Genomic DNA, 14,801 nt, shown 5'->3' with positions numbered 1-14,801 from the left:
ACTACTTGGGGGTATTACACGTGTCTAATCAAGGCTCCAATGAAAAATTTTGGGAAAATTTCCATGGCCCCAACATGGGGTATATTGAAGAACAATATGAACAATACACAAACGATCCGAGTGCAGTCGATCCTTCATTAAAGGAATTGTTCGACGAGCACGGTGCGCCTGACTGGATGGCGGGAGATACGTCTGTGAAAACCAATGGTGCTGTGTCGCCAACGGATAAAGACATATCAAAAGTGACCTCAGCAATCAAACTTGTTGAGGCTATTCGTCGTCATGGCCACTTACAGGCAAATATTTATGCCGTAGGGAGTTATGATCGTCCTACGACAAATTTACTCGAATTAGAAACATACGGATTAAAAGAAAAGGATCTGGAAGAGATGCCTGCTGAATGGGTTTGGCCTGATTCCCCATTGAAGCTTCAAAATGCTCTTCAAGTGGTTAATACATTAAAAGAGAGGTACGCAGGTACCATTTCGTTTGAATTTGGCCATGTCTACAATGAAGATGAAAGAAAATGGCTTCAAGAGAAAGTTGATACCGGTTCATTTCGTGTATCGCTCAGTAATGAAGAAAAGAAACAGTTGCTACGCAGGTTAGCAGCAGTGGAGGGGTTTGAGAACTTCCTTGGAAAAACCTTTGTAGCGCAAAAACGCTTTTCCATTGAGGGTCTGGATGTTATGGTGCCGATGCTCGATCACATTATTCAATTAGCATCCGGTGACAAGATTAAGAATATTATGATGGGCATGGCTCACAGGGGCCGTTTGAATGTGCTTGCTCATATTTTGGGTAAACCATACGAACGCATTTTCTCTGAATTTCACCATTCCCCTGATAAGGAATTGGTTCCATCCGAAGGTTCAACAGGGATCAACTATGGCTGGACGGGAGACGTGAAATATCACTTTGGTGCACGTCGAGAGATTGAGAACGGGCAGCAATCGGCTACTCGTGTTACACTCAGTCACAATCCATCTCACTTGGAATACGTCAATCCAGTTGTGGAAGGGTTTACGCGAGCGGCTCAGGATGACCGTTCAGAGCCTGGATACGCTCAAATGGATAAAGATGAAGCGTTTGGTCTTCTTATTCACGGAGATGCGGCATTCATCGGAGAAGGTGTAGTCGCTGAAACCTTGAACATGAGTGATCTTCCTGGATACAGAACCGGTGGAACTGTACACATTATTGCAAACAACTTGGTTGGATTTACGACGAATCGTAAACACGGCCGCTCGACTCGTTATGCAAGTGACTTGGCTAAAGGATTTGAAATTCCGATCGTCCACGTAAATGCCGATGATCCGGTAGCGTGTTTATCTGCTATGGCATTGTCGTATGAATATCGTCAAAAGTTCCATAAAGACTTTTTAATCGATCTGGTAGGGTACCGTCGATTCGGACATAATGAAATGGATGAGCCACGTGCTACACAGCCAAGACTCTACAGCGAAATTGATGAGCATCCGACAGCTGCTGCGGTATATGAAAAGACATTACAAGAAGAATCCATTGTTGAAGATGGAACTCTTGCTGATATGAAAGAGAAAGTAGAGGAAGAGCTTCGTGAGATTTACAACAATATGGATGAACATGAAGCCACTGCGGCAGATGTCAAAGACCGACCAAGCGGAGTAGAACAGCCGCTTGATGAAATCGAAACAGCTGTTGACCTTGAAAGGCTGCGCGGCCTGAATGAAGGTTTGTTGAAGCGTCCAGAAGGATTCAACGGCTTTAAGAAACTTGAAAAAATCCTTCAGCGTCGCAGCAAGATGTTAGAAGATGGTCAAAAAGTGGACTGGGCGACAGCTGAAGCGTTGGCTTTTGCTTCCATTCTTGAAGATGGCCGCCCAATCCGCATTACAGGACAAGATACAGAGCGAGGAACATTCGCTCACCGTCACATGGTGCTGCACGATGTGGAAACAGGTGAAACCTATTGTCCGCTGCATGGCTTAGAACAAGCCAATGCGTCTTTTGATATTCATAATAGCCCGCTTTCCGAGGCAGGTGTCATCGGATTTGAATATGGATATAGCGTCCAGGCTCCAGAAACGCTTGTACTCTGGGAAGCTCAGTTTGGTGATTTTGCCAACGCCGGTCAAGTTATTTTTGACCAATTCATTTCTGCTGGACGTGCAAAATGGGGAGAAAAATCCAATATGATTTTCTTGCTCCCACACGGATATGAAGGACAAGGGCCTGAACACTCAAGTGCCCGCCTTGAACGATTCTTGCAAATGGGAGCAGAAAATAACTGGACGGTGGCAAATGTAACGTCATCAGCTCAATACTTCCACTTGCTTCGTCGACAAGCAGCTATAAGTGATCGTGAAGAAGCTCGTCCGCTGGTACTGATGAGTCCGAAGAGCTTGCTCAGAAACCAGCGTGTCGCTGTAGAAGGCACTCATTTCAGCGAAGGGAAATTCCAGCCGATCATGAGGCAGCCTGGATTGACGAAAGAAGATGATAAAGCAAGGGAAAAAGTGAAAACTTTGCTGCTTGGAAGCGGAAAGATCATGGTAGATATTGAAGATACAGTGGAAAATGCGGATCAATCTTTTGAAACCATTGACGCTGTACGCATCGAACAAATCTATCCTTTCCCTGAAAAGAGACTGGCAGAGATTCTTGAAACCTATCCAAATCTGGAAGAATTGGTATGGGTCCAAGAAGAACCGCAAAATATGGGTAGCTGGTACTTTGTTGAAGGAATCCTCCACAAGCTATTAAAAGGTGATCAAATCCACCGCTATGTTGGCCGTCCGCACCGAGCGTCGCCATCAGTTGGAGAACCAAATATTCATAAAACCGAGCAAAATCGTATAATTCATGAGGCGCTACAGATGTCTAAAGGAGGAAATTCAAATGAAGGAAATTAAAGTCCCTGAATTAGCTGAATCTATCACAGAAGGAACGATCGCGGAATGGCTAGTAAAAAAAGGTGATCAGGTAGAGAAGGGCGATCCAATTCTTGAATTAGAAACAGACAAAGTAAACGTTGAAGTAAATGCAGACGCAAGTGGCGTTATAGCAGAGCTCCTGAAAGACGAAGGAGATGATGTCGAAGTCGGAGATGTCATCGCTAAAGTGGATGAGAACGGTGAAGCAGGCGGGTCTGACGATGATTCTTCTGAGGAAGAAGAGAAAGAAGAAGAAAAAGAACAAAATAAACAAGAAGAGAAAAAAGAAGAAGCTTCAAAACAGAAAGAAGAGAAATCTTCTTCTGATTCCAGCCAAAAAGAGCAATCAAAAGACAGCAACAAAGACATTATTGCAACTCCTGCAGCTCGTAAGCGTGCTCGTGAACTTGGCATTGATCTGAGTGAAATATCTGCAAGAGATCCATTAGGCCGTATCCGTCCGGAAGATGTAGACGCGGCAGCTAAAGGCGGCAGTAAGAAAGAAGAGAAGAAGGAAGAACCTAAAAAAGAGAAGAAACAAGAGAAGAATAACGAGAAAACGGAATTTGACAAACCGGTGGAACGCGTTAAAATGTCTCGCCGCCGTCAAACGATTGCGAAGCGCCTAGTTGAAGCACAGCAGAATTCAGCGATGCTAACAACATTCAACGAAGTTGATATGACGAACGTCATGAAGCTTCGCAGTGACCGTAAAGAGTCGTTCCAGAAAAAGCATGACATTAAGCTTGGCTTCATGTCCTTCTTCACAAAAGCGGCCGTTGGTGCGCTGAAAGAATTCCCATTGATCAATGCAGAGATCCAAGGGAATGAAATTGTGAAGAAGAAATTCTATGACATCGGAATGGCTGTTTCTACTGATGAAGGTTTAGTTGTGCCGGTTGTCCGCGATGCTGACCGTCTTGACTTTGCCGGAATCGAAAAAGGAATCGCAGATCTTGCAACGAAAGCCCGTAATAAAGAACTGCAGCTGGATGACTTGCAAGGCGGATCCTTCACGATTACAAATGGTGGAATTTTCGGTTCTATGCTTTCAACACCAATCTTGAATTCTCCTCAAGTCGGTATTCTTGGATTGCATAACATTGAAAAGCGTGCCAAAGTTATGCCGGATGATACGATTCAGGCTCGTCCGATGATGTACATCGCGCTCTCCTACGACCACAGAATCGTCGATGGTAAAGAAGCCGTCCAATTCCTGCGTCGTATCAAAGAAATGATTGAAGATCCATACGACTTATTACTAGAAGGTTAATAAAAACAACCCGTCAGCTCCTTGCTGGCGGGTTGTTTAATTGGAAATATAAACACGGTGTGGTTGAATTTATATGAAACCTCTAGTAATGTAATTCGTATAAACAACTAAGACTTTTTAGAAAAGAGATTGTTATGAATATATTAGTTGAACTATTAGACGGATCTTATGATTTATTGTTTCTGTCGATTTATATAAGTGTGTTGGTTAGTATAGCCCTGGAAGCGATTTGGACACATATGGTGGCTGACACTTCAGGGTGGATGACTTCCCGTCACATGGTCCCAAAAAAGAATGATCCAGAACTCCTTGTGTTAGACGATGTAGTGGAGTGTGCCAATGAAATGATTCATTGGCTGCAACGAACAGTACGCAGGAAGGAAAGTTCTAAGGATGACGACCATTACCTCTTTATTCGTGCTTAATATAAACGAATAAAGAGGAGGATGTAATTTGAAACGATTAGTAAGTGTTTTGGCAGGTATTGGTTTGTTTTTAACTGGGTGTTCCAGTAATCCAGATGGAAATAATGCAGGGTTCTTTAATCACTATTTCGTTGATCCCTTTGTAAGTGCGATTAAAATGGTAGCAGAAGCTTTTGGTGATAATTATGGCATTGCAATTATCATCATAACCTTAGGTATCCGTTTTATCTTACTTCCGCTAATGTTGAAGACGTATAAGAATAGTCAAGAAATGCGAGTTAAAATGGAAGCAGTCAAACCAGAGATGAATGATATTCAAAACCGTTTGAAAGAAGCGAAGACCCAAGAAGACAAGCAAGAAATTCAAGCGGAAATGATGAAACTTTACAAAACCCATAACATTAACCCTATGAATATGGGCTGCTTACCGATTCTCATTCAAATGCCTATTTTTATGGGAGTATATTACGCGATCCGGAGCTCAGAAGAAATTGCTACTCATTCGTTCCTTTGGTTTAACCTGGGTGAAGCGGATGTGACGATGGCACTTATTGCCGGTCTTCTGTATTTCATCCAATACAGAGTGTCGCTCATAGGGATTTCAGCTGATCAGCAAAAGCAAATGAAGTTGATTGGTCTTCTTTCTCCTATTATGATCTTGATCATATCCTTTTCTGCTCCATCGGCCTTACCGTTATATTGGGCAGTTGGAGGACTGTTCCTCATCATCCAAACATTGATATCCAAGCGATTATATAGTCAAACGATTTAAATAAGCATTCCCCGCTGTAATCTATACAGCGGGGTTTTTGTTAGGAGAAGAGTTAAGGAACAGAAAGTGTGAGTTCGGGTATAGAGACCAGAAAGTGCATGATCAGTATCCCTCTTAAAAGGATCGCTTATTTTACATAGGAATAGAGGCTCCCGCCTAATGTTCTAAGTGTTATTCTAAGACAGGCAGTGCTGTAAACCGCATTCTCAAGCCTTTTATCAAAATAAAAAAAAGAGAAATAAACCATTCATATTTCAATATCCTTCATCCATTTACGTGGACCTGCATACGATAGAGTAATACTCGATTAGGAGGGAGAAAATTTATGGATGAAGAGAAGAGTTTCGTAATCGCCGAAGACGACTGGTCCCTCCATCGGAAAGGCTATGACGATCAGCGGCGACATCAAGAAAAAGTAAAAGATGCGATGAATAAACAATTGCCGGATTTGATTACCGAAGAGAACATTGTAATGTCGAATGGGAAGCGTGTCGTTAAGATACCGATTCGTTCGCTTGATGAATATAAGATTCGTTACAATTATGAAAAGAATAAACATGCAGGGCAAGGAGATGGAGACAGCGAAGTCGGCGATGTGGTTGCTCAAGCGCCTCAATCAAAAGGTAAGCCTGGCGATGGAGATGGAGCAGGTGATCAAGCTGGTGAAGATTACTATGAAGCAGAAGTTTCGTTGGCAGAGCTTGAAGAGGCTTTATTTAAAGAGCTGACCTTACCGAACCTTGATGAGAAAGAGAAGGACAATATCGTTCATACAGATATTGAATTCAGTGATATCCGTAAGACTGGATTAACTGGAAATATCGATAAGAAAAGAACAATGCTTGAAGCGTATAAACGAAATGCCTTAGGTGGGGAAGCTTCATTCTCCCCGATCTATCCTGAAGATATCCGTTTTAAAACATGGGATGAAAAAACGAAGCCGCAATCCAAGGCTGTTGTTATTGCTATGATGGATACAAGTGGATCGATGGGGCAATGGGAAAAGTATATGGCTAGAAGTTTCTTCTTTTGGATGAACCGTTTCCTTAACAAAAATTATGAAACTGTAGAAATTGAGTTTGTTGCTCACCACACTCAAGCTAAAGTTGTAAGTGAAGAAGACTTCTTCTCAAAAGGAGAAAGCGGCGGTACGATTTGTTCATCTGCTTACCGCAAGGCATTAGAATTGATTAACACGAAGTATTCACCTGAACGGTACAATATTTATCCGTTCCACTTCTCAGACGGGGATAACTTAACGTCTGATAACAAACGCTGCCTGGCTTTGATTGAGGAGTTAATAGAAGTTTCGCAAATGTTCGGGTATGGGGAAGTCAATCAATATAATCGATCCTCTAGTTTAATGCAAGCGTATAAAAACATTGATCATCCTAAATTCCGCTACTATATTCTACGCAAAAAAGCGGACGTCTTCCATGCGATGAAACAATTTTTCAGTGAAGAAAATGCAGAAGAGGTATTGAGTTAAAAAAAGAAAAGCCAAGCAACAATGGTTGCTTGGCTTTTTTATTATATTTTAGGTTGTATTCAAACACCTTCTCGTGTAGAATATATACCATCTATCTCTTGGATTTTATATTTTTTCATAAGTATCCAATTATAATTTTACATTAAGAGCTAGCAGTTGTCAAGAGATTAGACTAAAAAGATGATGGAGTGGTGGTTCTATGGATAAGAATACGGTTGAATGGGAAGAAGAACAATCACGGATTGATTTTATTACTCGCTTATTATCTGAAAAGAGACAGCAAATCATCAACGATAACCAAACGGCAAAAGAGGATATTCAACAACTGAGAAAAGGTTTCTGGGATGATGTTACAGTCAACATAGATGAACCTGATGAGGTCATTGAGACCTATGCAAGTATTAAACAGCAGGCAGAATTGTTAGCAGAGAGGGAACGGAGCTACGGGCAGTTTGATAAGCTCGTGGATCAGTATGGTCGTCAGCAGCATTCTCCCTATTTTGGCCGAATCGATTTTGTAGAAGATGGGAAGAAAGAATCCATTTACATCGGTATAGGATCTTTGATGGATAGAAAAAAAGAAGACTTTTTAATTTATGACTGGAGAGCTCCTATTTCGAGTATGTACTATGATTATTCTCCGGGGCCAGCTCGTTATGAAACACCCGAAGGAGAAATTGAAGGAGAAATGGAGCTGAAGCGTCAATTCATCATTCGGGAAGGTCTTTTAAAAGGAATGTTCGATACAGGGGTGACGATTGGGGATGAGCTGCTGCAGCAGGCCCTGGGCAGTAATGCGAGTGCTCAGATGAGAGGGATTGTCGCAACGATTCAAAAGGAACAAAACAAAATTATTCGTTATAAGCAGAACAAGATACTTATGGTGCAAGGGGTAGCGGGTAGTGGGAAGACATCAGCCGCCATGCAGAGAATTGCTTATTTGCTTTATCGTGACCGAAAATCAATAACCGCAGATCAAATCCTTTTATTCTCTCCAAACCACATGTTTATGAGTTATGTGTCTTCCGTTCTACCAGAACTCGGAGAAGAAAACATGCGCCAGATGACCTTTCAGGAATATGCCGCTGGCCGTGTGGAGCACGAGTTTAAGGTGGAAACGCCGTTTGAGCAGCTTGAATACCTGCTTGATCACACTGAGGATCGATGGTATAGCGACAGGGAAAAAGGGATTCAGCTAAAAGCAGCGGTTGCATTAAAAGACCAGTTAGATGCGTATGTAAAAAGGTTAGAAGATAAGGGAATGCTGTTTAAGAATATTACGTTCAGAGGGAGAAAGATTGTTTCAGCAGATGCAATAAAGGGGTCCTTTTATCGGTCTAGCGGAAGCATCCCGAACAGAGTGGAGAGTGTAAAGAATTGGCTTTTAAGCAAACTGGATGAGCTAGAGGCAGAAGAACGAACAAAAGACTGGCCAGAGGAAGAAGCGGCGTTTCTAAGTAAAGAGGACTATTTACACACCTATAAAGAGTTACAAAGTCATCAGAATTTTGATGAGGAGACCTTTGATGATTTCGAGAGGGAGCAGGAGCTTTTAACTAAATTAGTCGTTCAACGAGCTATGCACCCACTGAGAAAGAAGGTTGCAAATCTGAAATTTATCCAGATGAAGAAGTTGTACCATCAGTTTTACGAAATAGTAAAATCTAATGGAGAAGAGCACTGGTATGGTGTGGCGGATTATACTCAAGCAGCCATAGAAAAGAATCAGTTGTATGCCGAGGACATTACCCCTTATCTTTATTTAAAGGATCAAATCGAAGGAAGAAGAGTGAATACGGATATTCGCCATGTATTTGTTGATGAAGCTCAGGATTATTCACCGTTTCAGATGAAATACATTCAGCAGCTGTTTCCAAATGCCCGCTTCAATCTATTAGGAGATTACAATCAGGCAATCCACACGTTATTTTCGGATGTGCCGAGTGTCTTAGAAGCAAAGGAAGTAAACGAAGATACCGAACGGATACAGTTGATGCGCAGCTATCGATCCACCAAACCAATCGTCGAGTTTACGAAGCCGATGATCCCTGGAGGGGAAAAGATCGAGGCATTTAACCGTGAAGGGAATAAGCCTCGACTTCATAAAATATCGAGCGATGCTGTGGCGGAAGTGGAGAAAACCGTGAACGAGAGACTAAAGGAAGGGTACGAAACGGTAGCCGTCCTTACCCGTACGAAAAAGGATGCGATAAACCTTTATGATCAATTAAAAAATACGATTGAAGCAAGACTTATTTATAAAGAGTCGCAAACCTTTGAAAAAGGGGTGCTAGTGCTCCCTGCTTATTTAGCAAAAGGGATAGAGTTTGATGCCGTCATTATTCCAGATGCATCAGATAAAACTTATTACCGGGAAGAAGAAAGGAAACTCTTCTATACTGCCTGTACGAGAGCGATGCATGAACTGGATATCTTTTATCAAAAGGAAAAAAGTCATTTTCTAGAACAGATCCCTGAAGACTTATATCAGAAGATATAAACTCACAGTGGCTCCCGGTTATGGGAGCCGCTTCAATTCAAATCCATGCGTTTTGCTATCATCTTTTGTAAAATAGAGGAATGAAGACAAAAAGGGGTATCTGTAATGATCCAAGAAATCTTAGAATCTAATCAATTCATCATGCTCGTAGCACTATTATTAATCATCAGTATCGTCGTAACAAAATTCTCTTCTCGATTAGGGGTTCCTTCCCTTGTCCTCTTTATTGCTGTAGGAATGATTGTGGGCAGTGATGGACTGGGTTTCCTGTATTTTGATAATCCTGAAATTGCCCAGCTTGTCGGAGTCTTTGCGCTGATTGTCATTTTATTTGAAGGTGGTATGCTGACGAAATGGAATGATATTCGCTCAGTCATTGGGCCTTCCGTAACCCTGGCCACCGCAGGGGTTGTGCTCACTACTGGAATCGTTGCCATAGCAGCAAAGTATATTTTACATATCACTTGGCTTGAAGCATTACTTTTAGGTTCGATCATTGGTTCAACAGATGCAGCTGCCGTTTTTGCTGTGTTAAAAGGAAAAAACATTCGCGGTAAGCTTGAAGCGACCCTTGAGGCAGAATCTGGTACCAATGATCCGATGGCCGTTTTTCTTACGATCGCTTTCATTCAGTTGCTGACAATTCCTGACGTGAATATTTGGGGCATGGTCGGTTCTTTCTTTTGGCAAATGGGAGCTGGGTTAGTTGTCGGGGCTATGGTCGGCTATCTAGCCAGCTATTCATTGAATCGTATCAATCTTGATTCGAGCGGCCTCTACCCGCTGTTCGCTCTAGGTTTTGCCTTTCTGGCCTACAGTGCGAGTTCTCTTATTCAGGCGAGTGGACTTCTTGCTGTTTATGTAGCGGCTGTTTTTATCGGGAATGCCGAACTTGCCTACCGTTATTCAATCCTCAGGTTCCATGAAGGATTCGGTTGGATGGCTCAAATTTTAATGTTCATCATTTTAGGGCTATTCGTCTTTCCGTCAGAAGTTTTTACACTTCCAGTAATGATTGATGGATTGATTGTTGCAATTGTCTTGATACTTATCGCAAGACCCGTAGCGACTTTTATCAGTTTAGCCGGATTTAAATTCGATACGAAAGAAAAGTTATTCTTATCGTGGGCTGGACTTCGCGGAGCTGTGCCGATCGTACTAGCTATATTTCCGATGCTTGCTGAGATTGAGAACAGCCAGGTTATCTTCAATGTTGTATTCTTTACAGTATTGATTTCAACACTCGTGCAAGGATCTACCATTACGTGGTTAGCAGAGAGACTTAAGCTCGTCTCGGAAAAAATGACGAATCCTATCCACTCGCTTGAGCTGATTTCGATCGGAAAAACAAACGTTGAAATGATGGAGTTTGAGGTAATGGCACACAACCAGATTGTCGGGCAAACGCTGGAGAACATGGAGCTGCCGGACCGTGCCCTCATCAATGCCATTATTCGTGACGGAGATGTGATCACTCCGTACGGTCAGACAGAAATCAAAACAGGGGATACGCTCTATATTCTTGTATCAAGAAGCAGCAAAAAAGAAGTCCGCAAATTGTTAGAAGCCGTGAGAACGCAAGAAGTGGACAACGAAAAAAGCCGAGCTTGAGGCAGCTCGGCTTTTTTCGTAGCAGCTATGATATTTGGGGTGATTCAATATGATATGAAGAATACACTTTATATTATAGGGAACAAGCCATAATTTGTAAACCTTTTCTTCAGAAAACAAGAAATATTTACTATACGTTAACGTAAATTCATCCTTCTTAGTAAATGGAATTGTGATGAAAGAAAGATTCCTATACAATGGAGAGACTAAGGAGGGATGTACGGTGAACAAAAAACTGGGATTTATCGGCTGTGGCCAAATGGGCCAGGCGATGATTCAAGGAATGATTGATGCCGGCTTAGTTGAAGCGGAACAAATTGCCGCAACGGCTTTGTCTGATGAAACCATTGATTTTGTTACAGACGAGTACGGCATACAAATATCTAATGATAATAAAAGGCTGGCGAGGGAAAGTGAAATCCTTTTCTTGGCTGTAAAGCCTTATGTCTATCAAGGCGTCATCCAGGAAATTAGGGATGAAGTCCCAGAGGACACTGTAGTCGTTACAGTTGCTGCAGGAATTACGCTTGATGCTATGAAAGAGGCTTTTGGAAAAAACGTGAAAGTCATTCGATCTATGCCGAACACCCCTTCTCTAGTAGGAGCGGGAATGAGTGTGCTTTGTCCAAATGATTTTGTGACGAAACAGGAATTAGCAGAAGTCATGGAAGTGTTTGAAAGCTTCGGTGAAGCCGAGGTCGTCGAAGAAAAACTAATGGATACTGTGCCAGCGCTAAGTGGTTCATCGCCAGCATTTGTATATATGTTTATTGAGGCAATGGCTGATGGTGCTGTGAACGAAGGTTTTCCAAGAGATAAGGCTTACAAACTAGCGGCTCAATCGGTGATGGGAGCTGCTAAAATGGTACTTGAAACCGGCCGTCATCCTGGGGACTTAAAAGATGCTGTTTGCACACCAGGCGGAACAACGATCGCTGGTGTAACCAAACTGGAAGAAGAAGGCTTTCGTAACGCCGTCATTCAAACGATGACAGCATGTACAGAAAGATCAAGGCAATTAGGAAAAGGTACGAAATAAGCAAAGCTCAGCCGGACATGTTTTACATGTCTGGTTTTCGTATGGGCGAAACCATTTGGCGATCAGTACCGTATGTATAGGGAAAGGGTAAGGAGGTCTGTATATGTGGAAGGAACCAGCTCAGAGAATATCCCGAAAAGCACTAACTCTATGGAGAATTTATGGTGCGATCCAAGTAGGAGTGACGACAATGCTTGCGGCAGGTCTCATCGTCACTGTTTTACTGTGGAATTGGCCTTCCTGGCTACTGGCGATTGCGGCGGGAATCATCCTTTTTGAAATCCTTTTTTCTGTATGGCTGATTCCAAGTTTGCGTTGGAAACGGTGGCGTTATGAAGTGACCGATCAGGACATCGAACTTCAATACGGCATACTTATTATAAAAAGAACGCTTGTCCCCATGATAAGAGTTCAGCACGTCGATACGGAACAAGGACCGTTGCTGCGTAAATATAAATTATCTACGATCAGCATCTCTACAGCGGCTACTGTACATAAAATACCTGCTCTTGATGAGCTGGAAGCAGAAGAGCTGAGGCAGTCGATATCTTCACTAGCAAGGGTGGCAGAGGAAGATGTTTGAACCGAAACGTCTCCACCCGATTTCAGCGCTTATTAATTTTGTAAAAAGCTTAAAGGATGCCTTGCTTCCTTTGTTAGTCGTATTTTTCATAAACGGTAATGTTCTGAGTGGGGATATCGAATGGGTTCCTCTATTGATTTGGGTTGGCTTTCTCTTATTGATTCTCGTGGCAGGTATCGTGAAGTGGCTACGATTCACGTACCGTGTAGAGGAGGGCGAGCTTCGGATTGAGTATGGACTTCTTTTTCGCAAAAAGCGCTATATTCCTTTTGAAAGAATTCAAAGTCTCGATTTTTCCGAGGGGATTTTCCATCGGCCATTCCAGCTTGTCAAAGTTTCTGTAGAAACAGCGGGGTCTACAGATAGTCAGAAAGCTGAGGGAGAACTGACAGCGATCAAGCTTACCGAGGCAAAAGAATTGGAAGCGCTAATTCTGAAGGAAAAAAATAAGAAAGTCGAATATGAACAAGGCGAAGAAAGTAAAAATGAATGGTCTGCTCGCAAGAAAGTTTATGAAATGAACATGAAAGACATCATCCTGATGGCCATCACTTCAGGCGGAGCGGGTGTTGTCATTTCTGGTGTCGGTGTCTTCTTTTCTCAGGTTATGGACGTCCTGCCTCTTGGTGCTATCTATGACCAGATTCTAGACTGGATTCAGATTGGCGTATTGATAGTTGCTTTTACAGCCCTTATGGTTCTTCTGATTGCTTATGCCATTTCTATTTTGCTGACGATTTTCAGATATGCAAATTTTACGGTCTATCTAAATGAAGATGATCTGATTATTACAAGAGGATGGCTAGAGAAGAAACAGATGACCATACCGCTGAATCGTATCCAAGGATTAAGAGTAGACGAGAATTTAATCCGTCAGCCTCTTGGCTTTGCATCCGTAACTATAATCAGTGCAGGAGGCGGCCTTCCGAACGAGTCCGATCAGCAGTTGAGGGTTCTTCCTTTTATTAAAAAGAAAAAGATCGCTCGTGTTCTTCAGGAAATATTAACAGAATATCGCTTTGATGTAGATTGGAAAAAGCCGCCGAAAAGGGCGAAGATAAGGTATATGATCCGGCATTCCTGGTTTGCATGGCTTGCCGTCGTTCCGTTAAGTATATTTCTGTTTCCCTATGGAGTGTTTGGAATCTTAGGGGCTCTCGCTTTTACTGGGTTAGGACTGCTAGCCTATAACGATGCAGGGTGGGATATTGAAGATCAACAACTGACGCTGAGAAGCCGGTCCATCACCAGACAAACGTATGTGATGAAAAAATACCGGATCCAGGCTGCCTCTCTTTCTCAAAGTATCTTTCAGAAGAGAGTTGATTTAGAGAGTGTACACGTGACCTTGAAGTCCGGTGTCGGCGGTGCCCAGGCTCAATGCTTATATTTGGAGGACAAGGATTCGAGAAAGATCATAGGCTGGTATCGTCCAGGGTAAGAAAGGAATCGAAGTTTATCTTCGGTTCCTTTTCTTTTTCATGTTTTTGCTTAACCTTTTGTTAATAAGTAGAGCGTCAATCTATGGTTTCTTTTCTCCCATTAAAGCCTCATTAACCAGAAGACTTGAAATCGAGATATTCTAGGGCCGTTGCTTAATAAGCGTAAGGTTGGCTGGAAAACAACTCGCTTTCCTGCGGGGGAACTGGCGAGCCTCCTCATTCGCTGCGCTCTCTGTGGGGTCTCGCCTAAGTCCTTCTCCCGCGGGAGTCTCGCTGTTTTCCAGCCAACCTATCTATTCTGTGGTGAACGACCCACTCATGAGGAATTAGAACTCCTACTTTAAGTTAGAGCCCCTTAAGTATATCGAATAGAAATGAGGACAAGCTTGTTCAGTTAAATACATTATTTGACGAATATACTAGCATTTGACGATATTTACACCAATTTCGCTGATATCCAGGCTTAAAGGCTGATATATAGAATGATTCTGACCTATTGTGCTCTTTAAAATCTTGCGTCCGATCTTCTTTTTGGGAGATAAGCTTTTTTTACATAACTTCTTTATTTTTGTGTTGCCGTTACTCACAACAATCGGAAGGAGGTCCGGGAAATGGTGAGACTCCTGTGGGATAAGCATGACAGGTGAGACCCCGGAGAGCGATTAGCTCGAGGAGGCTCAACGCATGCCCACGGAAAGCGAGCCATTTCCCGGACCTCCTGCATCTATTTATCGTAACGGAATCGTCTAAAC

General features: G+C 42.5%; 10 protein-coding genes. All 10 read left to right on the top strand.

Annotation, left to right across the window (positions count from 1 at the left end):
* Positions 1-20: 20 nt before the first annotated feature.
* Positions 21-2,894 carry a 2-oxoglutarate dehydrogenase E1 component gene (locus tag HM131_RS15720; protein WP_085030667.1) on the top strand — a complete coding sequence of 958 codons (2,874 nt, stop codon included), beginning with the start codon at positions 21-23 and terminating at the stop codon, positions 2,892-2,894.
* Positions 2,881-4,188 carry a 2-oxoglutarate dehydrogenase complex dihydrolipoyllysine-residue succinyltransferase gene (odhB, locus tag HM131_RS15715; RefSeq protein WP_085030666.1) on the top strand — a complete coding sequence of 436 codons (1,308 nt, stop codon included), beginning with the start codon at positions 2,881-2,883 and terminating at the stop codon, positions 4,186-4,188. Before HM131_RS15720 ends, odhB begins: the two co-directional genes overlap by 14 nt.
* Positions 4,189-4,322: 134 nt before the next feature.
* Complete coding sequence (locus HM131_RS15710) at positions 4,323-4,613, top strand: hypothetical protein (protein ID WP_085030665.1); 291 nt, start codon at positions 4,323-4,325, stop codon at positions 4,611-4,613.
* A gap of 28 nt (positions 4,614-4,641) precedes the next feature.
* Entirely contained in the window at positions 4,642-5,385 is a 744-nt protein-coding gene (gene yidC / locus HM131_RS15705) for a membrane protein insertase YidC (protein ID WP_085030664.1), read from the top strand.
* A gap of 325 nt (positions 5,386-5,710) precedes the next feature.
* Positions 5,711-6,874, top strand: coding sequence for a sporulation protein YhbH (gene yhbH / locus HM131_RS15700; protein WP_085030663.1), 1,164 nt, complete (start codon positions 5,711-5,713; stop codon positions 6,872-6,874).
* A gap of 199 nt (positions 6,875-7,073) precedes the next feature.
* Positions 7,074-9,374 (top strand): RNA polymerase recycling motor HelD, encoded by a 2,301-nt coding sequence (gene helD, locus HM131_RS15695; RefSeq protein ID WP_085030662.1) that lies wholly within the window; start codon positions 7,074-7,076, stop codon positions 9,372-9,374.
* Positions 9,375-9,479: 105 nt separating this feature from the next.
* Positions 9,480-10,985 carry a potassium/proton antiporter gene (locus HM131_RS15690; RefSeq protein ID WP_085030661.1) on the top strand — a complete coding sequence of 502 codons (1,506 nt, stop codon included), beginning with the start codon at positions 9,480-9,482 and terminating at the stop codon, positions 10,983-10,985.
* A 223-nt stretch (positions 10,986-11,208) separates the two neighbouring features.
* The gene (gene proC / locus HM131_RS15685; protein WP_085030660.1) at positions 11,209-12,024 is read left to right on the top strand and encodes a pyrroline-5-carboxylate reductase; all 816 of its coding nucleotides are present in this window, start codon (positions 11,209-11,211) and stop codon (positions 12,022-12,024) included.
* A gap of 103 nt (positions 12,025-12,127) precedes the next feature.
* Positions 12,128-12,607, top strand: a complete 480-nt coding sequence (locus HM131_RS15680; RefSeq protein ID WP_085030659.1) for a PH domain-containing protein — start codon at positions 12,128-12,130, stop codon at positions 12,605-12,607.
* On the top strand, positions 12,600-14,048 hold the full coding sequence (locus HM131_RS15675; RefSeq protein ID WP_085030658.1) for a PH domain-containing protein: 1,449 nt from the start codon (positions 12,600-12,602) through the stop codon (positions 14,046-14,048). The genes HM131_RS15680 and HM131_RS15675 overlap by 8 nt, the downstream gene beginning before the upstream one ends.
* Positions 14,049-14,801: the final 753 nt, after the last annotated feature.

Source organism: Halobacillus mangrovi (assembly GCF_002097535.1).
GTDB lineage: Bacteria > Bacillota > Bacilli > Bacillales > Halobacillaceae > Halobacillus > Halobacillus mangrovi_A.
This window is presented reverse-complemented; position numbering and strand designations above follow the sequence as displayed.